Annotated in this window: 21 protein-coding genes; 9 read left to right on the top strand and 12 right to left on the bottom strand. The window is 34.0% G+C overall.

Annotated features, from left to right (window positions below; all coding sequences use genetic code 11):
• The first annotated feature begins 18 nt into the window (after window positions 1–18).
• The 3 genes from MZO21_RS06350 to MZO21_RS06340 all read left to right on the top strand — a co-directional run bounded on the left by MZO21_RS06350 (window position 19) and on the right by MZO21_RS06340 (window position 2,611).
• A complete protein-coding gene (locus tag MZO21_RS06350) occupies window positions 19–1,065 on the top strand; it encodes a fatty acid desaturase (RefSeq protein ID WP_248101062.1) in 1,047 nt (348 codons plus the stop codon).
• A gap of 197 nt (window positions 1,066–1,262) precedes the next feature.
• Entirely contained in the window at window positions 1,263–1,973 is a 711-nt protein-coding gene (locus MZO21_RS06345; RefSeq protein WP_248101059.1) for an SGNH/GDSL hydrolase family protein, read from the top strand.
• A gap of 38 nt (window positions 1,974–2,011) precedes the next feature.
• A complete protein-coding gene (locus tag MZO21_RS06340) occupies window positions 2,012–2,611 on the top strand; it encodes a uracil-DNA glycosylase family protein (RefSeq protein WP_248101057.1) in 600 nt (199 codons plus the stop codon).
• 19 nt (window positions 2,612–2,630) lie between these two features.
• On the opposite strand, the gene MZO21_RS06335 is transcribed toward MZO21_RS06340, so the two are convergent.
• The 3 genes from MZO21_RS06335 to MZO21_RS06325 all read right to left on the bottom strand — a co-directional run bounded on the left by MZO21_RS06335 (window position 2,631) and on the right by MZO21_RS06325 (window position 5,506).
• Window positions 2,631–3,335, bottom strand: a complete 705-nt coding sequence (locus MZO21_RS06335; protein ID WP_321104983.1) for a DMT family transporter — start codon at window positions 3,333–3,335, stop codon at window positions 2,631–2,633.
• Between the two features lie 33 nt (window positions 3,336–3,368).
• The gene (locus MZO21_RS06330; RefSeq protein ID WP_154771661.1) at window positions 3,369–3,806 is read right to left on the bottom strand and encodes a hypothetical protein; all 438 of its coding nucleotides are present in this window, start codon (window positions 3,804–3,806) and stop codon (window positions 3,369–3,371) included.
• Between the two features lie 131 nt (window positions 3,807–3,937).
• Window positions 3,938–5,506 (bottom strand): phospholipase D family protein, encoded by a 1,569-nt coding sequence (locus MZO21_RS06325; RefSeq protein WP_154771692.1) that lies wholly within the window; start codon window positions 5,504–5,506, stop codon window positions 3,938–3,940.
• A gap of 128 nt (window positions 5,507–5,634) precedes the next feature.
• Between MZO21_RS06325 and MZO21_RS06320 the strand changes: the two genes are divergently transcribed.
• The 3 genes from MZO21_RS06320 (at window position 5,635) to MZO21_RS06310 (ending at window position 9,705) form a co-directional block, all read left to right on the top strand.
• Window positions 5,635–6,744, top strand: a complete 1,110-nt coding sequence (locus tag MZO21_RS06320; protein ID WP_154771662.1) for an S-(hydroxymethyl)glutathione dehydrogenase/class III alcohol dehydrogenase — start codon at window positions 5,635–5,637, stop codon at window positions 6,742–6,744.
• A 504-nt stretch (window positions 6,745–7,248) separates the two neighbouring features.
• Window positions 7,249–8,304 (top strand): 3-deoxy-7-phosphoheptulonate synthase, encoded by a 1,056-nt coding sequence (locus tag MZO21_RS06315; RefSeq protein ID WP_154771663.1) that lies wholly within the window; start codon window positions 7,249–7,251, stop codon window positions 8,302–8,304.
• A gap of 237 nt (window positions 8,305–8,541) precedes the next feature.
• On the top strand, window positions 8,542–9,705 hold the full coding sequence (locus MZO21_RS06310; protein ID WP_154771664.1) for a PilT/PilU family type 4a pilus ATPase: 1,164 nt from the start codon (window positions 8,542–8,544) through the stop codon (window positions 9,703–9,705).
• Window positions 9,706–9,781: 76 nt separating this feature from the next.
• Here MZO21_RS06310 and gcvH read toward each other — a convergent pair whose 3' ends face one another.
• The 3 genes from gcvH to MZO21_RS06295 form a co-directional block, all read right to left on the bottom strand.
• Window positions 9,782–10,156: a glycine cleavage system protein GcvH gene (gene gcvH / locus MZO21_RS06305; RefSeq protein ID WP_154771665.1), complete on the bottom strand. Its 375-nt coding sequence runs from the start codon at window positions 10,154–10,156 to the stop codon at window positions 9,782–9,784.
• Between the two features lie 185 nt (window positions 10,157–10,341).
• Window positions 10,342–10,782, bottom strand: a complete 441-nt coding sequence (locus MZO21_RS06300; RefSeq protein ID WP_154771666.1) for a MaoC family dehydratase — start codon at window positions 10,780–10,782, stop codon at window positions 10,342–10,344.
• On the bottom strand, window positions 10,782–12,632 hold the full coding sequence (locus MZO21_RS06295) for an ABC transporter ATP-binding protein (RefSeq protein ID WP_154771667.1): 1,851 nt from the start codon (window positions 12,630–12,632) through the stop codon (window positions 10,782–10,784). Before MZO21_RS06295 ends, MZO21_RS06300 begins: the two co-directional genes overlap by 1 nt.
• Before the next feature lie 375 nt (window positions 12,633–13,007).
• Here MZO21_RS06295 and MZO21_RS06290 point away from each other — a divergent pair, with 375 nt between their 5' ends.
• The gene (locus tag MZO21_RS06290) at window positions 13,008–13,358 is read left to right on the top strand and encodes a hypothetical protein (RefSeq protein ID WP_248101054.1); all 351 of its coding nucleotides are present in this window, start codon (window positions 13,008–13,010) and stop codon (window positions 13,356–13,358) included.
• Between the two features lie 50 nt (window positions 13,359–13,408).
• Here the strand turns inward: MZO21_RS06290 and MZO21_RS06285 are convergent, their stop codons facing one another.
• From MZO21_RS06285 to plsB, 6 genes are all read right to left on the bottom strand, one after another.
• The gene (locus tag MZO21_RS06285) at window positions 13,409–13,945 is read right to left on the bottom strand and encodes a DUF2058 domain-containing protein (protein ID WP_248101050.1); all 537 of its coding nucleotides are present in this window, start codon (window positions 13,943–13,945) and stop codon (window positions 13,409–13,411) included.
• A 14-nt stretch (window positions 13,946–13,959) separates the two neighbouring features.
• Window positions 13,960–14,631 (bottom strand): YoaK family protein, encoded by a 672-nt coding sequence (locus MZO21_RS06280; RefSeq protein ID WP_154771670.1) that lies wholly within the window; start codon window positions 14,629–14,631, stop codon window positions 13,960–13,962.
• A gap of 33 nt (window positions 14,632–14,664) precedes the next feature.
• Window positions 14,665–15,858, bottom strand: coding sequence for a serine/threonine transporter SstT (gene sstT, locus MZO21_RS06275; RefSeq protein WP_248101047.1), 1,194 nt, complete (start codon window positions 15,856–15,858; stop codon window positions 14,665–14,667).
• A 210-nt stretch (window positions 15,859–16,068) separates the two neighbouring features.
• Window positions 16,069–17,799: a SulP family inorganic anion transporter gene (locus MZO21_RS06270; protein ID WP_248101044.1), complete on the bottom strand. Its 1,731-nt coding sequence runs from the start codon at window positions 17,797–17,799 to the stop codon at window positions 16,069–16,071.
• A 101-nt stretch (window positions 17,800–17,900) separates the two neighbouring features.
• On the bottom strand, window positions 17,901–18,206 hold the full coding sequence (locus tag MZO21_RS06265) for an ArsR/SmtB family transcription factor (RefSeq protein ID WP_154771673.1): 306 nt from the start codon (window positions 18,204–18,206) through the stop codon (window positions 17,901–17,903).
• Window positions 18,207–18,368: 162 nt separating this feature from the next.
• Window positions 18,369–20,867 carry a glycerol-3-phosphate 1-O-acyltransferase PlsB gene (gene plsB / locus MZO21_RS06260; RefSeq protein ID WP_154771674.1) on the bottom strand — a complete coding sequence of 833 codons (2,499 nt, stop codon included), beginning with the start codon at window positions 20,865–20,867 and terminating at the stop codon, window positions 18,369–18,371.
• Between the two features lie 260 nt (window positions 20,868–21,127).
• Here plsB and cysK point away from each other — a divergent pair, with 260 nt between their 5' ends.
• Both cysK and MZO21_RS06250 read left to right on the top strand, forming a co-directional pair.
• The gene (gene cysK, locus MZO21_RS06255; RefSeq protein WP_248101041.1) at window positions 21,128–22,123 is read left to right on the top strand and encodes a cysteine synthase A; all 996 of its coding nucleotides are present in this window, start codon (window positions 21,128–21,130) and stop codon (window positions 22,121–22,123) included.
• A 172-nt stretch (window positions 22,124–22,295) separates the two neighbouring features.
• Window positions 22,296–23,189, top strand: coding sequence for a LysR family transcriptional regulator (locus MZO21_RS06250; RefSeq protein ID WP_248101038.1), 894 nt, complete (start codon window positions 22,296–22,298; stop codon window positions 23,187–23,189).
• The last annotated feature ends 47 nt before the right edge of the window (window positions 23,190–23,236 follow it).

The following is a 23,236-nucleotide window of genomic DNA, read 5'->3' as shown; positions in this document are numbered from 1 at the left end:
AATTTAAGGTTCACCCATATGTCTTTTTCTTCAGAAATGACAGATCAACAAAAAATTTCAAAAGTCCGATCTGTTGTGACTCAAGCAGGAGACGATTTACGTCAGCGTTTTCCTATTCTTAAACATCAAAATTTTATTGGTGCAAGCATCTTATTTGTTGCGCTTACAGGTATGATTTTATGTGCTCTTGGATATGCTTACGATATTTTACCTGTATGGGCATGTATTCCTTTAATCGCAATTTTCGCATCTTTAACACATGAATTAGAACATGATTTAATTCATTATATGTATTTTAAGAAAAAGCCATGGGCACATCATTTAATGTTGGCTTTGGTATGGCTTGCACGCCCAAATACAATTAGTCCGTGGGCACGTAGAATTTTACATTTGAATCATCATAAATATTCAGGTTCAGAGTACGACTTAGAAGAACGTGGCATTAGTAATGGCATGCCATGGGGGATTAAACGTATTTTAGTTATTAGTGACCAATTAATGACTGTTTATTTGCGTCCATTTCAAATGTATAAAATGATTAAGTTGTTTATTGAAAAACAACCTGAAAATGAACGTAAATCTGCATTAATTTCTCAGCTAACAGGATTTTTCCCTTTAAGCTTTATTTATTATGGCTTGTGGTATATTTTTGTGATTTATCACGTAGCTAATGGCATTGCACCACTTTTAGGTCAATCTATTACATGGTCTACAGGTTTAGTTAAAGCAATGCCTGTTATTAACTTCTTGGCTGTTGTTTGGGTTATTCCAAATTTTATTCGCTCATTTAGTCTGCAATTTATTAGTTCAAATATGCATTATTATGGCGATATTGACCCGCGTGATGTCATTAAGCAAACTCAAGTGTTGAACCCTTGGTGGTTAATGCCATTTCAATTATTTTGCTGCAATTTTGGTTCTACGCATGCAATTCACCATTTTGTTGTAAAAGAACCGTTTTATGTGCGTCAAATGACATCTAAAACAGCACATAAAGTGATGAGAGAAGTTGGTGTGCGCTTTAATGATATTGGCACTTTTAAGCGTGTGAATCGTTGGAACTAAAATTTATAAAATAACAGTATTTATCAAGTAAAAATCCTGCTTTATAGCGGGGTTTTTAATTTTTAAATCATACAATTTTTCAAAAATGCATAAGAATAATCAATTATTTATTCTAAGATATTGGCAGTTTAGTCAATGTTGAAAATTTCATTTCAGCATACAATTTTAGCTATAAAAACTTAGGCAAAGATCTCATTATGTTTTTAAAAGCTGCGACTATTGCTTTAATTCCTGCTCTTATTATTCAAGGTAAAAAAGTAAAGAAAAACACACCTAGATTACCTGAGCCTGAAGGTTTGCGTGATGGAACTAAAGGTCAAGGTAAGAAGCTTTCTATTCTAATTTTAGGAGATTCTGCTGCGGCAGGTGTTGGCGTTGAAGTTCAAGAAGATGCTTTACTTGGTGGAGTACTGTCCGAGCTTCAAAATGATTATGAAATTACATGGAAACTTCATGCAAAATCGGGCGATGGAACATCACAAATTATTCGTGCAACAGAAGAATTACCAAATCAACAATATGATATTGTGCTGACATCTGTAGGTGTGAATGATGTGACTAAGTTAATGTCTGCTGATGTGTGGATTAAAAAACAAGAAAAATTATACAAACTTATTCAAAATAAATTTCAACCAAGTTTAATAATTGCAGCAGGTGTGCCGCCAATGAACTTATTTCCAGCTTTACCTAATCCACTAGGCTGGTTATTTGGTCAATATTCAAAAAAAATGAATGAAGCGCTTTCAAAATTTGTAGAAAAAACATCTAATTTAGACTGGATTGAATACGATATTGTTAGATATCAACATCTAAACTTGCCCATGGCATATGATGGCTTTCATCCAAGTAAAGAAATTTATCAAATTTGGGCAAAAGAAGTCGCAGATAAAGTTCGTAAAAGTTTTTAATATAGGGCTAAGCTTATTTAAGACAATAATTTCATAAAATGCAGAATATTGATTTTGAAATTGAAACGCATCCTTTAGCGCCATTTTTGCCAAAAAATGGGAAACTGCTTATGTTAGGCAGTTTTCCTCCACCAAAAACACGTTGGAAAATGGATTTCTATTATCCGAATTATCAAAATGATATGTGGCGTATTTTTGGAGTTTGTTTCTTTCAAGATAAAGATTATTTTTTAGATTTACCCAATAAGAATTTTCATTTAGATAAAATAATAGAATTTCTAAATGATAAAGGAATAGGTATTTTTGATACGGCGTATCAAGTAAAACGTTTAAAAGCCAATGCCGCCGATAAATTCTTACACATTGAAACGGCAACAGATATTCATTCTTTATTAAGTGAAATGCCAAATTGTTTTTCTATTGTCACTACAGGTGATAAAGCAACAGATACTTTAATGCTATCTATGCCTGAAGACACGTTGAAACCGCTAATTGGCAAATCATCAACCTGTGTTTTTAATAGTAGAGCTTTAACATTATATCGTATGCCATCTTCATCTAGAGCCTATCCCTTAGCATTAGAAAAAAAGTCAGAAGCTTACTATGAGTTATTTAAACAAACAGGCTTAGTTTTATAAGCCTGTTTGTTATGAAAGTTTAAGCATATTTCTTAGCTAAACCGACACATATAACAACTGCTATACTTACGATAATCATAGAGAGATCTATATGTTCATGCAGAATTACCGCAGATAAAATCATACCTATAAAGGGTTGCATTAATTGAGTTTGACCAACTTTTGCAATTCCACCAATTGCTAAGCCTTTGTACCAAAAGAAAAATCCAATAAGTGTACTAAATAAAGCAACATAAATAAGACCTAAAATAGGTGCAATTTGAATTGTTGAATAATTACTAGGTGCATAAACAAATGAAAGAATAAACATGATAGGTAACATGATTGTTAAAGCCCAGCAAATCACTTGCCAGCCACCCAATTCACGTGAAAGTTTTCCACCTTCTGCATAACCCAAACCACAAATTAAAATGGCAGCAATCATATATAAATCGCCAATAGCAAACATCTGTTTTTGGTCATTAAATAGCATAAATCCTGCAACGAATGCACTGCCGAAAATAGCAAACAGCCAAAACATAAATTTAGGTTTTTCTTTGGCACAAATAACTGCAAATAATGCTGTAGAAAGCGGTAACATTCCAACAAATACAATTGCTCTAGCTGCGGTAATGGTTTGTAAGGCAAATGCCGTAAGTAATGGAAAACCAATCACAACACCTGAAGCAATAATAAGTAAAGATTTAAATTGACGATAATTAGGCTTGATTTGTTTTGTCGCAATTAAGCAGTTACAACAAGAAAATTTAGCTTAAAATTAATGATCGTATTCAACATAATCCCAAAGGTTTAGTCGAGATTTAATGTCTTTACGTAAATTGGAAATCATGGCTAAAAGTGTGCCATCAATCCAAAGAATTAGAGCTTGTGTTGAAAGCTTTTCTTGGTTGTCATCAACCAATTGTGCGCCCTTAACAATCAATAATGTTTCATGATTTGCGGGTGTTTCTATGCCTTTGAAAAGCACTTGTAATTCATGACCTGTATCTTGAATTAACCATTCCAACTCAATTTGAATATTATGATTCGATTTTAAAACGGCTTGTCCTTCAAGTATTTCATTATCAGTCTCACAATCATGATCTACTCGAACTTTTGATAAAAACCATTCTTGCTGACTTAAATCTTCTAAGGTTTGAAAGGGCGTTAAAATATTACTTAAATTGAACTGTTGGCTTAAATCAAAGAATTGCATTACAAAATAATAGGGAGATAAATAAAGCGTGAATATTAAATTAAATACAAATTCAATGAAACACAAAGTTCAATATGAGCTTAAATCCCCCTTATTTTAAGTTTGTTAAAAATATGGTAATTGGTTTGTCATTACATCATCCATTCAATTGGCAAGTAAGAGACTGCTTTAAATGCAAAACGCTGGAACTTTGTGGTTTCAGGCTCGGTCTTATGAATAATTGTCGAGCCATTCGGTTGATGATCTAACCAAATTAAATCACCTTTTTCATTTAATTTAAGTTCATATGCAATTTGAGGTAAGTATTCATCTAAGGTATTTCTAATTTCTTGTTGTAAACCTTCAGATTCAATAACCAATCCTACTTCGGTATTTAAATGTGCAGACCTTGGGTCAAAATTAAAGGATCCGATAAATACCATGCCATCAATATCAAAGAATTTTGCATGTAAGCGAGATGCATTTTTATTTTTAGCAGGAATGACGTTTCCTGTAGCAACTTCATACCATGTACGTTTTGTACGCTCTATATAAGGTTTAAACTCATAAATTTTTACGCCAGATTGAAGTAAATCTGTACGATATTTTTGATAAAAAGCATGTACAACAGGCACATCATTTGCCAAATAAGAGTTTGTTAAAACGCGTGTCTCTACGTTCGATTTCTGAAGATTTTTTAAATATTCTAAGCCACTTTGTTGCGGAACAAAGTATGCAGAAACTAAATCCATATGTTTTTTAGGTTGCCCCATAATGCCAAACATTTGTTTATAAATAAGTTCCTGATTTTTCGCTTGTCCTCTAATTTTATTCGGAGAGTCTGCAATAAAATGTGCTTTTGCCCAATGAATACTGCTACTTTCTAAAGTGTCACGAATCATTTTTTCTGCATTATAAATTTTCTGTTCTTGCTGAGTTTTTCTTAAATCATCTAACTCGTATTGACGGCGTAATTCTTTTAAATCTTCAGGTGAACTTTCACCTAATAACTGTTGTACCGAATAGCTTAAATTATCATTCCAAAAGGTATTAAAAACTTGATTAGCTTGTAATGTTGGTTCGCCATAAAACAGAATATCTAAATCTGTAAATTGAAACTGATCGCTTGCATCAAAATATTCACGGCTAATGTTACGACCACCAGTTACGGCAATTACACCATCGCCAATAATGAGTTTATTGTGCATACGATGATTTACATTTTTTAATCTGAATAAATAATCGATTGCACGAAATTTTCTAAACTTATAGGGATTAAATAGCTTAATTTCAAAATTAGGATGCTGCGCCAACTGTTTTAATGTTGAATCGAGATTTGTACCATTTTGATCATCAATTAAAAGTCGTACTTTTACACCGCGATCTGCGGCTTTAAGTAACTCAGAAAGTAGGAGTTGTCCAATCGAATCATTTTCCCAAATATAATATTGCAAATCTATGCTGTGCTTGGCTTTATTAATAATATGCAGGCGTGATGCAATACTTAAAAAAGCATCATCTAAAGCTAAATATGCAGTCAAATTTTGTTCAAGTTGATTATCAAAGTTTTTGCCATGCAGCCAGTATTCACTACTTGTTTTAAGATCGGCGGGTTGAACTTGTTCTTGTTTTTTCGCTTCATTCATAGGCAAACTGCATCCTGTAAGTAAAATTACTAATGTTGTAATTTTAAGAATCTTTTTACTTTGCATTAAAAGCATGGTCATGTGAATGATTAAATCTAATTTCTTTTTAATATAACGTATGTTAAAGGTTGAAACTGTGAATAAAATAACGATACTGTAAATTATTATCTGTAAGTTCGTAATTAATTAAAGGAATGGCTTAAATGAAATCTCGTGCAGCTGTCGCATTTGGTCCAGGTCAACCACTACAAATTGTTGAAATTGATGTTGCTCCACCTAAAGCAGGTGAAGTACTGGTAAAAATTACACATACAGGCGTATGTCATACAGATGCGTTCACTTTATCTGGCGATGATCCTGAAGGTGTTTTTCCTGCAGTATTAGGTCATGAAGGTGCAGGTATTGTTGTAGAAGTCGGTGAAGGCGTTACAAGCGTTCAACCTGGTGATCATGTGATTCCACTTTACACAGCAGAATGCGGTGAATGTTTATTCTGTAAGTCTGGTAAAACCAATTTATGTACTTCTGTACGAGCGACCCAAGGTAAAGGCGTAATGCCAGATGGAACAACACGTTTCTCTTATAATGGTGAGCCAATTTATCACTATATGGGTTGTTCGACATTCTCTGAATATACTGTTGTTGCTGAAGTATCTTTGGCAAAAATTAATCCTGATGCAAATCCAGAGCATGTTTGCTTATTAGGTTGTGGCGTAACTACAGGTTTAGGTGCTGTTAAGAACACTGCAAACGTTCAAGAAGGCGATACTGTTGCAGTATTTGGTTTAGGCGGTATTGGTCTTGCTGTAGTGCAAGGTGCTAAAAAAGCCAAAGCAAGCAAAATTATTGCAGTAGATACAAATCCTGAAAAATTCAAACTTGCGGAAGAGTTTGGCGCAACAGATTTTGTTAATCCAAAAGACTTTGACAAACCTGTTCAAGAAGTGATTGTTGAAATGACAGGTTGGGGTGTAGACCACTCATTTGAATGTATTGGTAATGTCAATGTTATGCGTTCTGCACTTGAATGTGCTCACCGTGGTTGGGGACAATCTGTAATTATTGGTGTAGCTGGTTCTGGTCAAGAAATTTCAACACGCCCATTCCAACTTGTTACAGGTCGTACTTGGAAAGGTACTGCATTTGGTGGCGTAAAAGGTCGTTCACAGCTTCCTGCTATGGTTGAAGAAGCAATGAAAGGTGATATTCAACTTGAACCTTTTGTTACCCACACAATGGGGTTAGATAAAATTAACGAAGCATTCGATTTAATGCACGAAGGTAAATCAATTCGCTCAGTTGTGCATTTCTAAGTTTGTAAATTTATAGCATTTAAAAAAAGCCTAATTTATTAGGCTTTTTATTTTAGGATGAAAGCCTTAGATTCATCCTTAGCAGATGAAATATTGCATAAAATATTTCAGTTAATTTGAATATTACACAAAAAATATCTTGTCAAAGTAACTAACTACAGGTATGTTGTTTTTAGAACTTATTTTTATTTGATGATAAAAGATGTTAAAGCAACCTGTGATCTCAAACGCAACTTATTATTTCTGGCAGTTTAGATAATTGCCTGAATGCGTTTGGGCAAGCAAATAGGTTGCCCACAAGTTTATACCTGATCGGGGCAACCTGATCGGGTTTTTTTATGTCTTTTGATTCATATTTTGGAGAATTTTAATGAAAACATTTACTTTGTCATATTTTAGCAACTCTTATTGGTTTTACTTTAGTCAACTTATGACGCAATCCACCAGACCCAATATGCTTAAATAAATGATCGGACTGGAAAACACAGTCCAAAGGAATAAAGAATGAACGCTTTAGTAAATACATTAGAAAAAACAACGAACAAAGAAACGACTTTAAGCCTACCAATACAGTTAAAGGCTGCTTTACCATTATCTGCAAAATTAGCGCAGCAAATTTCACAACATCGTCAAACGGTTCAAAATATTTTAAATGGTACAGATAAACGTTTGATGGTGATTACAGGACCATGTTCAATTCATGATCCTGTTGCAGTACTTGAATACGCTGAAAAATTAATAGAACTACAAGCGCAAGTATCTGACCAAATATTCCTTGTTATGCGTGCATATATCGAAAAGCCACGTACAACTGTCGGCTGGAAAGGCTTTTTATACGATCCAAATTTAGATGGATCTGCAAATATGCAATTAGGCTTAGAAAAATCACGCCAATTATACTTACAACTTATTGAAATGGGCTTACCGCTTGCATCTGAAATATTAAGCCCAATGGCAACAGCATATTTCGATGATTTACTTGCTTGGGGTGCAATTGGTGCAAGAACGAGTGAATCTCAAATTCACCGTGAAATTTCAAGTCACATGCCTTTCAGCATTGGCTTCAAAAATGGTACAGATGGTTCAATTCAAATCGCTTTAGATGCCATTCAATCTGCATCAAACTCGCATCAATTTTTAGGTTTAAGCCAATCTGGCTTACCTTCAATTATTGAATCTGAGGGAAATCCACACGCACATTTAATTTTGCGTGGTTCAAATACAGGCGCAAACTTCTCAATTGCTGAAATTGATAAAATTAAGCAAAAAGTTAAAGGCGAGTTACCTGCATTAGTCATTGATTGCAGTCACGGTAATAGTGCGAAAGATCCACTTAATCAACCAGACGTGTTAAAAACAATAGTTGCGGAACGCTTAAAAACAAATGTTCGCGGTGTAATGCTTGAAAGTCATTTGGTAGATGGTAATCAAAAAATCTCTTGTGACATGACTTATGGGCAATCTGTTACAGATGGTTGTTTAGGCTGGGAAAAAACAGAACAGCTTTTAAATGATATTGCATCTACTTTAAGATGCAGTGAAATTAAGTTAAGCGCCTAAATTTCTATTTGTTGAAAAAAACCTCTATTTTTTAGAGGTTTTTTTAAAGTTTTAGATGAAAATCCAGCTTTAATTTCGATGAATTATCACTTAAATACAAAATCGTTAAGCACTTCAATTTATTGGATCTTGTAACATTGTGTAAAGTGTACGAATATGACTTTTAATAAAAACTAAAATATTGTTTATTAAAATAATATTTTAGATATGCCATATTGTTTAAAGTGAAGTCGTTTAATGTACACCACAGAATTGCTCGATGAAGCGCGTAAATTTATGTTTCATATGCTCACTAAAGTTGTTGAGTATGGGGGATCGGACTTATTTATTACTGCAGATTTTCCGCCTAGTATTAAACATCAAGGTTTAATGAAGGCATTTGGTCAGCAAGAATTAACATCGGAAAAAACCAAGCTATTTGCCTATAGCTTAATGAATGAGCGTCAAAGAGCAGAATTTGAAACAGAGCTAGAATGTAACTTTGCAATTAGCATTCCAAATGTTTCGCGTTTCCGTGTCAATGTATTCCAACAGCAATTAAACGTAGGTATGGTGATTCGTACCATTACGGCGGAGATCCCGAATTTTGAAAAACTAAAACTTCCAGAAACACTCAAAAGTGTGATTATGGAAAAACGTGGCTTAGTTTTAGTTGTAGGTGGTACTGGTTCTGGTAAATCTACGTCTTTAGCAGCAATGATTGACTATCGAAATGAAAATTCGGCAGGGCATATTATTACCGTGGAAGACCCTGTGGAATATGTGCATAAACATAAGAAATCTATGATTACGCATCGTGAAGTAGGTGTAGATTGTCATTCTTGGCACAATGCTTTGAAAAACACACTACGCCAGGCACCTGACGTTATTTTAATTGGTGAGATTCGTGATACAGAAACCATGGAGCACGCAATTGCTTTTGCCGAAACAGGACATTTATGTTTAGGTACGCTTCACTCAAACAACGCGAACCAAACGCTTGACCGTATTATTAACTTCTTCCCAGAAGAACGCCGTAATCAGTTACTTATGGATTTATCGAGTAACTTAAAAGGCATTATTTCTCAGCGTTTAATTCGTACTCAAGATGGCAAAGGGCGTCGTGCTGCTGTTGAAATTATGCTAAATACGCCTTTAATTTCCGATTTAATTCATAAAGGTAATTTCCATGAATTAAAAGAAGTGATGTCACGTTCACGTGAATTGGGTATGCAAACTTTTGACCAAGCATTATTTGATTTATACAACTACGGCGAAATTTCATATGAAGAAGCATTACGTAATGCAGATTCACTTAATGAATTACGCTTACAAATTAAGTTAAAATCTACCCGCCAAGATTCAAATATTCCTGCTGAATCATCTTCATTTAGTATGAATCATACGTCTGATGATGCTTAATATTTTAAAGTAGTATTTAAATAAAAAGGCATCTTAAATAGATGCCTTTTTATTTAGTTTTCACTAAATATATAAATTATAAACCTGCTTCATATTGTTCAGCTGAAAGTAGCTGTTCAACATCTGCAATATTGTCTGGCTTAATTTTATAAATCCAACCTTTGCTATACGGCGCATCATTTACAAAGTCAGGATCATCTTCTAAATCTGGATTTACTTCTACAACTGTACCTGAAACTGGCGCATGAATGTCAGAAGCTGTTTTTACAGACTCTACAACACCTGCTTGATCGCCCGCAGTAATATGCTGACCAACGTTTGGTGCTTCAACATAAACTAAATCGCCCAATGCATCTTGTGCATGATCAGAGATACCTGTAACAACAAGATCACCTTCAATACGAACCCATTCATGCGTAGACGCATACTTCAATTCAGCAGGATGATTCATTGTGGTAACTCCTAAAAATAACGGCAAATAACTTTGGTAATGATTTATACATGTTTTTACAGCAAAACAAAAGCTGAATTGGCAAAGATATATAGATCAGATGCTTAGACTTCAACCACTTTCATATTTAAATAAAAATTAGTTGAAGATGTAGCGAATATCTTACTTGTATATAGATCTAAAATTTACTGAGGTTTTCTAAAAACCAAAATTTTAGTGGATGAATTAAGTAATACATCACCATGTTGATTTAAAGCTTGTGTGCTATAAACCACAATACCTCGATCTGGTTTCGACTTCGATGGAATAATATCCGTAAGCTCAACCTCAACATGTAAAATATCACCTGGTCGAGTTGGTTTTGGCCAACGCATACTTCCTTCCAAGCCAATTAAACCGTCTGCAATAGGAAAACATTCTGTCCATAAGCGCATTACAATGGAAGATGTATGCCATCCACTTGCAGCAATGCCTTGAAATATTGGATGATCTTTGGCTTTTTCTTCATCTAAATGAAAAACTTGCGGATCATATTTCGTCGCAAATTCTATAATTTCTTCTAGTGTAACTTCATAATTTCGGCTTCGAAATTTATCACCAATGTTTAAATCTTCTAGGTACCACATTATTCATTATCCTTTGATTCTACGTGTTGTTCTATTAAAAATCCGCCTGTTTGACGTTGCCAAAGCTGCGCATAAATTCCATTTTTAGCAACCAATTCATCGTGTGTGCCTTGTTCAACAATATGACCTTGATCGAGCACAATTAAGCGATCCATTTGTGCAATTGTTGAAAGGCGGTGTGCAATAGCAATGACTGTTTTACCTTTCATTAATTCATCTAAACTGCTTTGAATTGCAGCTTCAACTTCAGAATCTAATGCACTTGTTGCCTCATCTAAAATAAGAATAGGGGCATCTTTTAAGAAAACTCGTGCAATTGCAATACGTTGACGCTGACCGCCTGAAAGTTTCACACCACGTTCGCCAACATAAGCTTCGTAGCCTTTTTTACCACGTAAGTCTGTTAAATTCGGAATAAATTCTTCAGCTTTTGCTTTGCGGACAGCTTCAAACATTTCTTCATCTGTCGCATTTGGACGACCATATTTAATATTTTCAGAAACGGTGCGATGCAATAACGATGTATCTTGCGTAACGAGTGCAATATTCTTTCTAAGCGTATCTTGAGTTACATCTTCAATATTTTGCCCATCGATAAGAATTCGACCTTGGTTTAAAGTATAAAAACGTAGAAGTAATTGAATTAATGTTGATTTACCAGCACCTGAACGTCCAACAATACCAATTTTTTCACCTGGTTTAATAGTTAAATTCAGTTGATCAATCACATTCTTATCGTTGTATGCAAAATTCACATTTTCAAATGTAATTTCGCCTTTATTGACCTTTAATTCTTCGGCATTTTCTTTATCTTGAATGGTAATAGGGCGTCCTAATGTTTTCATACCATCTTGAATTGTCCCTACATTTTCAAATAATGCAGAGGTTTGCCACATAATAAATTCAGCAATACTATTCAATTTTAAAATCATTGCAGTTGCTGCAGCAATTACACCTAGTTCGGCTTTACCATTTGTCCAAAGCCAAATTGCCGTACCTAATACACCTACGTATAGAACAATGCTGAGTAAATTAATGCAAACTTCATACATTGTGCCTAAGCGCATTTGCTGATAAACCGTCACCATGAATTCTTTCATAGAGGCTTTGGCATACTGACTTTCACGTCCTGCATGTGCGAAAAGCTTTACCGTTTGAATATTGGTATAAGCATCCGTTACACGACCTGTCATTACAGCACGCGCATCTGCTTGTGAATGCGAAACCTTACTTAAACGTGGAATAAAATAAAGTGAAGCGCAAATAAACAGTGTAAACCACACTAAAAGTGGAATAATTAGAATAGGAGAAATTGAACCTAAAACCAAAATCATGGTGAAAAAGTAGATAAATACATAGGCAAGCATATCGCCTAAAATGACCCAAAACTCTCGAACAGCTAATGCTGTTTGCATGACTTTTGAAGATAAACGTCCAGCAAAATCGTTATGAAAAAAATCTAAACTTTGTTGTAAAAGTAAATTATGAAATTTCCAACGAAGGCGCATTGGAAAAGTACTATAAAGAATTTGATGTTTAATAATAGATTGAAAATTTGCAAAGAAAATATTCGCAAATAAAATGAAAGTTAAAATAGTTAAATTGGTTTTATGATCTGCAAGAAATGTTTCAGGTTGGCTTTTACTGAGCCAATTCACTAAGTCCCCAATTTTTGCATAAAATAATGCTTCAAAACTAGCAGCACCCGCAGTACAAAGCACTAATATTAGTAAATAAGGACGTACACCTTTAGAAGCTTGCCAAACAAATGGGAAAAATTTCGTTGGAAGTGGTTCATTAAGCCCTTCATTAGGATAAGGATTTAATAGTTTTTCAAACCACTTCAACATATTTATACTCACTTTTAACTATACAAAAACTTAAACCATTTACTTTATTAAAATAATTTAAACTTATTTATTCGGCTAAAGTTTATCATGAAATGATGCTGTTAAAGGGGAGTTGAACTTTGTTACTCAGATTTAGTAAAGATTAATGCATTTTAAAATGCATGATGTTTCTTGTGAAACAATATAAATACAACAATGTTACCGCCGCGTTTCATTAAAATAATCCACAATAAAAATTGTGTTTTATAATTAATTTGAGAATTTTATGAAAACGTATGTTCCATTTTTAATGGCAATATCATTTATTTTTCCATTTTCTGTATATGCGAATACCAATGTAAAAAGTAAACTTTTCTTCAGCAAGATGCTCAAGAAATGAATAGTGACGCTACGAATGGTCAACACAACGTTGATTTTTTTGAATTAGCAAAAAAGAATGAACCACAACCTGCCAAACCTACATTAGATTGGGATTCATCTACAAAATGGGATTCTTCTGCTACGGTAAATATGAGTGAACATGAAAAATCACAGTATTTATTCAACCAACGCAATTATTCAGGTTTAAATAATCATGTGAATGCTCAAAGAGTTGATGCCCTTAAAAAAGCTCGTGATGATGGAAAAATGAGTAATAAACAATATCAAAAAGAAATTAATATCTTGAAAATGCACGATCAATCTAAAAAACCAGGTTCGGTAGGTTTCTCAATTCCATTTGAATAATAAAAAAAGCCCCTACAAATAGGGGCTTTTTACTTTTTAATTTCGGAGCATTACCACATTAAATCATCTGGAATAACATAAGCAGCATACGGATCTTCTTCATCTGTTGTTGCTTCATTTTTTTCAGAATTATTAACAATAATAAAACCTTCTAATTTGCTGTTAATACGATCTGCAAGTGCTTTTGGTAAGAATGCATAGCTTTCACCATCTTTTGCTATTACTAAGCTACCAGCAACCAAGGCATTATAAATTTGTTGATTGATATAAACTTTTTTAATTTTAGTTTCATCAATAAATTGATAAGACACATCACCATCAGTATCGTGAATTTTATGCTGACTAATCATTTGCACAATTGCAGCGTTTAATTCTTTTTCTTGTAAGATCGCTTTTTTCTCTAGTTCAATTGCTTGATCTTTAGCAAGTTTTGCTTGTTTATCTTGCTCAATTTTAGCTTTAATTTCAGTATCGTTACTATCGCCAGTGCGTTTTTCATGTACGGCTTGTTTAGATAGTTTTTTCGCTTTTTTATTATCGACTAAACCCGCTTTAAGTAACTGAGCTTGGAGTGCATTTTTAACCATGAGAAATTAAGAACCTATACTTTGTATCGATAACGGAAATAAACGCCCCAGTAAATGAAGCTTAATATTAAACTTAAACTTGCAGGTACAAGGAAAGAGTCTAATTGTAATCGCGGATAAAGAGCTGCCGCAATAATCCCGCCAATTAAAAAACCAATTAATATGAGTAAATGTAAAACTACGCGCTTTTTATCTACATCTAAGCCGCGTAAGCAGTAACCCAATGCTAAACCTAAATCTGTAAGTACACCAGATAAATGCGTTGTACGAATGATTGTGCCTTTATAGTGGCTGATCATTGCATTTTGTACACCCATTGCAGCACTTGCCCAAAGTAATGCATAGCGAGGGAAATAGGGTAAAAATGCCCAACAGAAAAAAATAAAAAAAGCCACTAAGCTTAAAGGGAAACCATAACGGCGACCTAAGCTAAAGTGACTATTTCCTAGAATAAACCCACTATAGAATGAGCCTATTACATAACAGACCACAATAAGAAATAAATAGAGAAGCTGTGCCAAATTCCAATCGAGTAATGCCAGTGCAAATACACTGACATTTCCCGTCATATGTGAAACAGATTGATGAAGTACGGTCACAAGACCAAGTACATTCACAATTCCTGCATTTATCGCAAGAAAAAAAGTCCCAAATTGAAGCCAATATGGCAAAGTTTGAAGTGGCATAGCTTTCTATACTAAGTTAATAATTTTAATAACTTATCTTAAACCACGATCAACGGCCGCTGTAAATAATACGTCAGTCGAAGAGTTTAATGCTGTTTCTGTTGAGTCTTGTAAAACACTAATGACCATACCTACAGCTACAACTTGCATCGCGATATCTGAACTAATACCAAATAAGCCACAAGCAACTGGAATAAGCAGTAAAGATCCACCTGCAACGCCCGAAGCACCACATGCAGAAACCGTTGCTACTACAGATAAAATTAACATTGTAGTGAAATCAACATGAATACCTAATGTATGAACAGTTGCTAGCGTTAAAACTGTAATCGTTACAGAAGCACCAGCCATGTTAATTGCAGCACCAAGTGGAATTGCAACACTTGCAGTAGATTCTGGTACACCTAAACGTTTTGCCAAATCTAAGTTCACAGGAATGTTTGCTGCAGAGCTACGCGTAAAGAAGGCTGTAATACCACTTTCACGTAAACATTGGAAAACCAATGGATATGGATTAGAGCGTGTCATTACTGCAACCATAATAGGGTTAATAACTAATGCTACAAAGAACATTGTGCCTATTAATACAGTAAGAAGGTGTGCATAGCTTGCGAGTGTTTTTAAGCCAGAATCTGCAAAGGTAACAGCAACCAAACCGAAAATACCTACAGGTGCAAATGCAATCACTAAACGAATAACACGGTTTACCGCATCAGCTGCATCTGTAAGGAATGATTTAGTTGTGTCTGATGCATGTCTAAATGCAATACCAAGTGCGACAGCCCAAGCTAAAATACCAATAAAGTTGGCTTCACTAATTGCTGTTACAGGGTTTGCAACAAAGCTTAAAAGTAAATTCTTTAAAATTTCAGCCAGGCTACCCGGAGGTGTCATGTCTGTTTGTGCAACTTTTAAGAATAGTTCACTTGGGAAAACCATACTTACGATAACAGCACTTAAAGCTGCTAAGAACATGCCTACCGCATACATCACGATAATTGGTTTGATGTAAGCATTACTACTTCCAATTTTAAAATTAGCAATAGAAGCTAAAACTAAAACGAAAACTAGAATAGGTGCAACAGACTTAAGCGCTTTAATGAATAAATCACCAAGTAGACTTAAATAAGGAGCTGCGTTAGGGAAAATGATGGCAACTGCAACACCAAGAATGATGGCAATAATAATTCGTTGGACTAAACTTAATCGCGTAAAAGCAGAAAACATAGGAGAGCCTTGTCAGAAACTACGAGGACATATATAAAATTAGTTGCATATTTTATACTGAAAATTGATATAGCTAAAAAAATAATTTCAATATAAAAATAAGCCATTATTTTTACAGTCAAATTTTATTGTTTTACATTATATTTTAAAAAATATAACACCAGTATTTGTACTAAATCCATTAATTTAGTGGTTTTTGTGAGCAATAATCTACTCGATATTCACATCTTTGGAAAGCACTTGTGTGGCTTCGTAGTGAGTAAGAAAAACTCGTCCTTTTAAATGTGCTAATAATTTTGAATTTTGCAAATTATCCATAACAGGTCCTTTGATTTCGGATAGGTTTAAACAGATGTTGAGTTTAGCCAATTCTAAATTTAAATCTTCAAGCATTTCTAAAGAACTTAAGTCGATACCACTAATACTTGAGCAATTTAAAACAACATGCTTTAGATTATGATTTTGACTCACTTCGTTAATGAGAAAGCCTTTTAATGCATTTGCATTTAAGAAGGTCAGATTTTCATCTACACGAATAGATAAAATGTGAGGATTGGTCACTACATCGTATCTTTGAATATTACGAAAATGATGCGTGCCTTCAATTAAGCCAATGACAGCAATGTGAGGGCGACTAATACGCCAAAGCATTAGAATAAATGTTGAAACAATACCAATAATTAACCCTGTAGAAATATCAATACAGACCACACCAAAGAAAGTGACCCACATTGCAATACCATCGGCTTTTGAATATTGCCACGTTTCAAAAAATGGTTTGAATTCTACAAGCTTCCAAATAGATACAATAATTGTTGCAGCAAGTACAGCTAAAGGTAAATCGCTAAAAAATCCTGTGAAATATAAACTAACAACCACAATGAATAATGAAGAGAAAACTCCTGCAAGTGGTGTTTTCGCTCCTGCATCTGCATTAACGACTGTACGAGATAAACTGCCTGTTACAGGAAATGCAGAAGTTACTCCTGCACCAATATTCGCTAAACCTAATGCAATGAGTTCTTGGTTACTATTCAATTGGCTACGTTGTTGTAATGCTGTAGCTTGAGCAATAGATAAAGATTCAACAAAACTAATCATTGCAATCATAGCTGCACCAGGAAGTAGTTGAATCGCTAATTCCCAAGTCCAAAAAGGCATACTTAATGGGGGAAAGCCCGATGGAATAATACCGACGGTTTTAATGCCATAATTTTGTAGATTTAAAAAATAAACCAAAGCAATGGATACAACCACTAAAAATAGTGGAACTGCACGAGATAAGAAAACGGATGCATTGAGTAAGCCACGAACAGTTGGATGACTAAAAATTTTAGGAACAGAAATTAAGAATAAAATTGCACTTAGCCCAAAGAAAAGACTTTGCATATGAATATAAGAAAAATATTCAAATAGGCTCTTTAGAAATTCAGGAACATTATTGGCATTTAAAGGAACATTAAATAAAAATTTGAGTTGTCCCAAAGCAATTAAAAGTGCTGATGCAATAATGAAACTTTTAATAACAGGATGGCTAATCAGCTGGATTAAAAAGCCAAATTTGAATATTCCTAAGAACAAAGAAATAATGCCAACAAGCAGTGCAAGTAAGCAAGCTGCTTGAATATAAACCGGTGAACCAATTTCAAATAGCGGATTGAGGGTGGCAAAAGTCATCATTGAGATAATTGCCACAGGTCCTATAGAGAGAGTTGGGCTACTACCGACCATTGCATAAATGATCATAGGGACAATACTCGCATATAGCCCCATAACTGGTGGTAAACCAGCAACCATAGCGTATGCCATTCCCTGAGGTACTAACATTGCAATTACAATAAAGGAAGACAACAAATCAGACTTAAACGCATCTTGATTGTAATGACGTAGCCATGACCAAGCTGGAATTTTCTCAAGAAGCGTTGACTTGCTATTTGGCATAAAAATCTTTAAATCATAATTTGATATATATTATGCATAAAAAAAGCTAAGAAATCTTGTGAGATTATCTTAGCTTTTTTTAATTTAATAGTATGAACAACTTAAGAACAATATAAGGTTTGTAAGACTCGAAGAACCTCTAAGATTTTAGGATCTTTGATACTGTAAAAAATTTGCTTTCCATCTCTACGTGTTTGCACCATATTACTTTTTCTCAACACCATAAGCTGTTGAGAAAGTGTGGGCTGGCTAATTTTCGTCAGATTTTCAATTTGAGAAACATTGAGTTCTGCTTTTGCAACATGACATAAAATTAGAAGTCGATCCGTATTCGCAATTGATTTTAAAACACCAACTAAACGCTCGGAAGAATTCTGTATAGAATGAATCTGAAAGCCGCTGTTCATTACTACTCCCCATGAGAAAAGAGCCTTAGTATATGATGCTAGAACCCTTTATTCATGCGCATTTAGTCGTATTATTCATGGGTCATTATTATATGCTTACCAATTTTATTTATAAGCATATATGATAAATTAATTTAACTTAACTAAATAATATATGAAAAACTATTTTTTACTTGCATCTTTAAATTGTTTTAACTCTTTTTCAGTGAACTGACTAGAGGCATAAATAAGCTCAATTAACTGTGGTTTATACCAAGAAAAATAATCTAAAATTTGCATTTCAAAATTGGAAATAGGGTGAATAACAGGATGACTTGAAGCAAGAAGCTCATTTTGCGTTAATGCTGTTATAAAACTTCGTAAAGTAGCACTGTCAAAGTAATATCCTGAACGAAAACCTTCTTGCACAGAAAGATTTTTAAGCGTTGCTTTTGCAAGTTTTTCCAAAGTTTTAAAATCAAGCTCTATTTTTGAACTAAATCTTGGAATAAGCTGAGAAATAAGCACCATATTATTTAAGCTTAACTCTGATAGTACTGTCAATGTCATTACAGTATTATGACTATCGCTCTCATTAAGATAAATTTTATTATTTTGAATATTGATCGCACTTAATATTGATAATTCATTCAGTATTTTATCAATTTCAGTATCTAATTCATCTGTATTCCACTTCAGAAAGAATTCTTCTTTAAAGAAAGGATAAAGCTGATTCACACGCTGTTTTAACGCCGTAATTGAAGTTGCAGCATTAGATTGTATGAGAGAGCAAATAATTGATGGCAGAATAAAACAGTGCAGAATATTATTACTAAAATAACTCAATAGTACTTTCTGACTTTCTACTACACGAACAAATAATTCTTCATTTTCTGTATAAAGTTCAACTTGCTTCAATTTATGCGCATATTCAATAATTTCGAGATCAGATAAATCTGTAACAATCATACGTTCATCATATTTCAACGATTTTAGTAAATCTTTGAAAACACGAATTTGTTGAATTAAATTTTCTTGAGGAAGCGTGTGATTTTTAGTATTCAATAAAATGAGCGAAATAATAGAAATCGGGTTAATCACTACAGCCTTATTAATATTCTCTAAAATTTCATTTGCTGTTTGATCGACTGTTTTGGTGACAGCTTCAGGTAATTCATCATTCAGTTTTAAGCTTATATTTTCTGCGCGATTGTCCTTTAACACATTATTTAAAAAGATTGGCTCGCCAAAGTTTACATACACTTGACCAAAAACTTTTTCAATTTTACGTGCGGAGTTTAAAATCCCCCACAAAGATTCGGCTTCTTTAGGTTTACCATTCAACTCATTTAAATAAGATGTGCCTTCCATGAGCTTTTCATAACCAAAATAAGTTGGAATAAAAGCAATAGGCTTTATTGAACCACGTAAATGACTTTCAATCGTCATCGCCAACATCCCTTTTTTAGGTGGGAGCAATAAGCCTGTACGTGAGCGTCCACCTTCAATAAAGTATTCTAGTGGCGTATTTCTTAATAAAAGGCTATGCAAATACTCTTTAAACACTGAAGAATAAAGGGCATTACCGCTAAAAGTACGGCGAATAAAATATGCACCTGCGCCACGCATGATTTGACCAACAATAGGTAAATTCAAATTAATTCCCGCAGCGATATGCGGAACCATGAGTCCACGATTAAATATCACATAAGACAGTAATAAATAGTCGATATGACTACGGTGACATGGTGTATAGACAATTTCATAATCTTTTGCGAGTTCTCGTACCGTATCAAAATTATGAACTTCAATACCATCGTAAAGTTGTGTCCAAAGTTTTGTTAAAGCAAGTTCGGCAAAACGCAAAGTTGAATAGGAAAAATCTGAAACAATTTCGGTTAAATAACCTTTAGCACGATTTTCTGCTTCAAACATACTCACTTTTTTGTCGATACTTTCTTTACGAATAGCGGTTTGAACAGCTTCAGTTTTCATTAACTTATTAATTAAGTTTCGACGGTCAGATAAATCGGGACCTAAAATTGCTTCTTTATGCTTATGAAAACTGGCATCTAGCTCTTGAACAATTAAATGGGCAGGTGAAAAGTTTGGATGTTCTGTTTTAGCTCTTTCAATAAGCTCACGTAAAGAAAGTGGCTTATGAAACTCAATATAATTGTCACGACCATATAAAGAGATATTAATTGTTTGTTTGAGTTTATTGGGTTTGGCCCAAGCATCTGCAAAAAGTGCTTTAAACCATGAGTTTTCATACTCTGGAGCACGTCCCCATAACACAGTCACGGGCACAAGCTGAATATCGTATTCTGTATTTTTTTCTAATGTTTCAATTAAGCGTATAAGTTTTGAAGAATAATGATAACTTTCATTTTTTTGTTCTACTTCATTTAAAGCCAATAAAGAATCTACTTCATTTAAATGAGCAATATTCAAATTGGTATATACAGAAGGCAAACCACGCTCTAAAGCTTCTTTATCTATGAGTACCGTATTACTTACAGATGGATCTTCAATGACATAACAGATTTTTGTTTTATCTAAATTTTGAGCAAAATTCTGCTCAAGTTCTGCTGTATTACCTAATACTTGAGGCGTCACAATTTTATCTAAAATTTTCTTGGTTAGATTACGATAAATCTTGCTATAGCGAGTATTAGACATGCTTTTCCCTAAATATGATTGCTGTCGAAGATGCTTATTGAATTATCATCTAGATATAACGACATAAGTTAAACCTTATATTAGGTTTTTACAGCTATTTTTCAATTTTAATCGCATAAAAAACTGAATTCTTATTCATATTTAGTTGATAGTTAATCACATTTTCTTGTAACAGATATGAAATAAATTTTGCGCTTCTATATTCATAAAGATGTATGATAATTTCATATTATAGATTGAATAATGATATAGGAATTGAAATGACAACTGATACAGCATTCAAAACTCCAGAAAATCTTGGAATTGCAGTTTATAGCAATAACGCAGAAGCAATTGGTAATACGCCTTTAATTCGTATTAATCGCTTAACAAATGGCGCAACAGTTTTAGCAAAAGTAGAAAGTCGTAATCCTGCATTTTCGGTAAAAGACCGTATTGGTGCTGCGCTTATTGCAGATGCTGAAAAACGTGGTGTACTAAAAGCAGGTATGCATATTGTAGAACCTACAAGTGGTAATACAGGTATTGCTTTAGCTTTTGTTGCTGCTGCTAAAGGCTATGATATTACACTTACAATGCCTGCAAGTATGAGTATTGAGCGCCGTAAAGTATTAAAAGCTTTAGGTGCAAACTTAGTTTTAACTGAGCCTGCTAAAGGTATGAAAGGCGCTGTAGAAGAAGCGGAGCGTCTTGTTGCTGAAAACCCTGAACTTTATTTCTTGCCTCAACAGTTTGCTAACCCAGCAAACCCGCAAATTCATGAAGATACAACAGGTCCTGAAATTTGGGCTGCAACACAAGGTAAAGTTGACATTCTTGTTGCAGGCGTAGGTACGGGCGGAACAATTACAGGTATTTCACGCTACTTTGAAAAAGTAAGAGGTCAGGCAATTTATTCAGTTGCTGTTGAGCCTGCTGAATCGCCAATTATTGGTCAAGCGAAAAAAGGACAAGATTTAACACCTGGTCCACACAAAATTCAGGGTATTGGTGCAAACTTCATTCCTAAAAACCTAGATTTAGATTTGGTTGATGAAGTTATTGCGATTGAAAGTGCCGAAGCAATTGAGTTTGCGCGTAAATCTGCAACACAAGAAGGTTTGTTTGTCGGTATTTCAAGTGGTGCAGCTTTAGCAGCAGCTTCAAAACTTGCAGCGCGCCCTGAAAATGCAGGAAAAACAATTGTCGTTGTACTTCCAGATGCAGGTGAGCGTTATTTATCATCTGTACTTTTTGAAGATATTTCAGCCGATTAATTGTATAAATAAGTAGTTTTAACTCTAAGTAAGAACTTATCAGGTATAGGTTCTTACTTTTTTATATGCATAAGTTTAAAATAAAAATTAATTTGTAGATTTTTAATATTGAAAATCTCACTTAAAAGCAGATGATAGAAAGCTGTATTTACATAAAAAGGAAATAAGTTAAGTGTTCGAACTCGATTGCAAAGTACTCAATGTATTTTTATATATTTATAAGTATAAGAGTGTATCTGTTGCAGCCGAGCATTTAGGTATGAATCAACCTACGGTAAGTAATATCTTAAACCGTGTGCGTCAACACTATAACGATCCTTTATTTTTACGTATTGGCAATGAAATGGTGCCAACAGAACTTTCGAAGCAATTATTTCCACTCATTAGTGAAGCGCTGAACAAAGTTGAAACCATTAATAATTTTAACGTCGCATTTGATCAAGCAACATCTCAACAGCAATTTACTTTGGCAATGACCGATGTATCGCATTTAGTTTTGTTACCTAAAATCTCTCAATATTTAAAAACACATGCACCTAATATTCGCTTGAATGTACGTCAAATTACCACTGAAACAATCTATCAAATGGCGAATGGTGAAATTGATTTGGCACTTGGTTTTTTACCACATTTGGAAAATGGTTTTTATCAGCAAAAACTCTTTGAACAATATTATGTGGTGATCGCTTCAAAAAACCATCCAAGACTAAACGATGTAAACATTACAACAGAGCAATATTTAAAAGAGTCTCATATTGATATTGATGCAGGAATTGGTCATTACCATATTGAAAATGAGCTATTAAACTTAGATTTAAAACGTAATATTTTAATGCGTTTACCAAGTTACTTAGGTGTAGGGTTGGTGGTACAAGAAACCGATGCAATTGCGACAGTGCCTTATTATTTAAGTGAAGTATTGTTGTCACGTGGTAATTTGCAAATTTTCAATGCACCCATTTCATTTCCAACCTATGCTGTAAAACAGTATTGGCATATGTCGTGTCATCATAAAACCAGTCATCAATGGTTACGTAAAATGCTTCACGATATTTTAGTGAAATAAGTACCATTATTTTTGAATTAAATTTAGACAAATTGCGTGTTTATTTA

This window comes from Acinetobacter portensis (assembly GCF_023158935.1).
GTDB classification, from domain to species: domain Bacteria; phylum Pseudomonadota; class Gammaproteobacteria; order Pseudomonadales; family Moraxellaceae; genus Acinetobacter; species Acinetobacter faecalis.
This window is presented reverse-complemented; position numbering and strand designations above follow the sequence as displayed.

Coding starts and splice junctions, on each gene's coding strand:
- cysK (WP_248101041.1), top strand. CDS start 21,128: ATGACAACTGATACAGCATTCAAAACTCCAGAAAATCTTGGAATTGCA.
- gcvH (WP_154771665.1), bottom strand. CDS start 10,156: ATGAATCATCCTGCTGAATTGAAGTATGCGTCTACGCATGAATGGGTT.
- MZO21_RS06340 (WP_248101057.1), top strand. CDS start 2,012: ATGCAGAATATTGATTTTGAAATTGAAACGCATCCTTTAGCGCCATTT.
- MZO21_RS06320 (WP_154771662.1), top strand. CDS start 5,635: ATGAAATCTCGTGCAGCTGTCGCATTTGGTCCAGGTCAACCACTACAA.
- MZO21_RS06345 (WP_248101059.1), top strand. CDS start 1,263: ATGTTTTTAAAAGCTGCGACTATTGCTTTAATTCCTGCTCTTATTATT.
- MZO21_RS06330 (WP_154771661.1), bottom strand. CDS start 3,806: ATGCAATTCTTTGATTTAAGCCAACAGTTCAATTTAAGTAATATTTTA.
- MZO21_RS06290 (WP_248101054.1), top strand. CDS start 13,008: ATGAATAGTGACGCTACGAATGGTCAACACAACGTTGATTTTTTTGAA.
- MZO21_RS06350 (WP_248101062.1), top strand. CDS start 19: ATGTCTTTTTCTTCAGAAATGACAGATCAACAAAAAATTTCAAAAGTC.
- MZO21_RS06325 (WP_154771692.1), bottom strand. CDS start 5,506: ATGCTTTTAATGCAAAGTAAAAAGATTCTTAAAATTACAACATTAGTA.
- plsB (WP_154771674.1), bottom strand. CDS start 20,867: ATGTCTAATACTCGCTATAGCAAGATTTATCGTAATCTAACCAAGAAA.
- MZO21_RS06265 (WP_154771673.1), bottom strand. CDS start 18,206: ATGAACAGCGGCTTTCAGATTCATTCTATACAGAATTCTTCCGAGCGT.
- MZO21_RS06270 (WP_248101044.1), bottom strand. CDS start 17,799: ATGCCAAATAGCAAGTCAACGCTTCTTGAGAAAATTCCAGCTTGGTCA.
- MZO21_RS06285 (WP_248101050.1), bottom strand. CDS start 13,945: ATGGTTAAAAATGCACTCCAAGCTCAGTTACTTAAAGCGGGTTTAGTC.
- sstT (WP_248101047.1), bottom strand. CDS start 15,858: ATGTTTTCTGCTTTTACGCGATTAAGTTTAGTCCAACGAATTATTATT.
- MZO21_RS06310 (WP_154771664.1), top strand. CDS start 8,542: ATGTACACCACAGAATTGCTCGATGAAGCGCGTAAATTTATGTTTCAT.
- MZO21_RS06300 (WP_154771666.1), bottom strand. CDS start 10,782: ATGTGGTACCTAGAAGATTTAAACATTGGTGATAAATTTCGAAGCCGA.
- MZO21_RS06315 (WP_154771663.1), top strand. CDS start 7,249: ATGAACGCTTTAGTAAATACATTAGAAAAAACAACGAACAAAGAAACG.
- MZO21_RS06280 (WP_154771670.1), bottom strand. CDS start 14,631: ATGCCACTTCAAACTTTGCCATATTGGCTTCAATTTGGGACTTTTTTT.
- MZO21_RS06295 (WP_154771667.1), bottom strand. CDS start 12,632: ATGTTGAAGTGGTTTGAAAAACTATTAAATCCTTATCCTAATGAAGGG.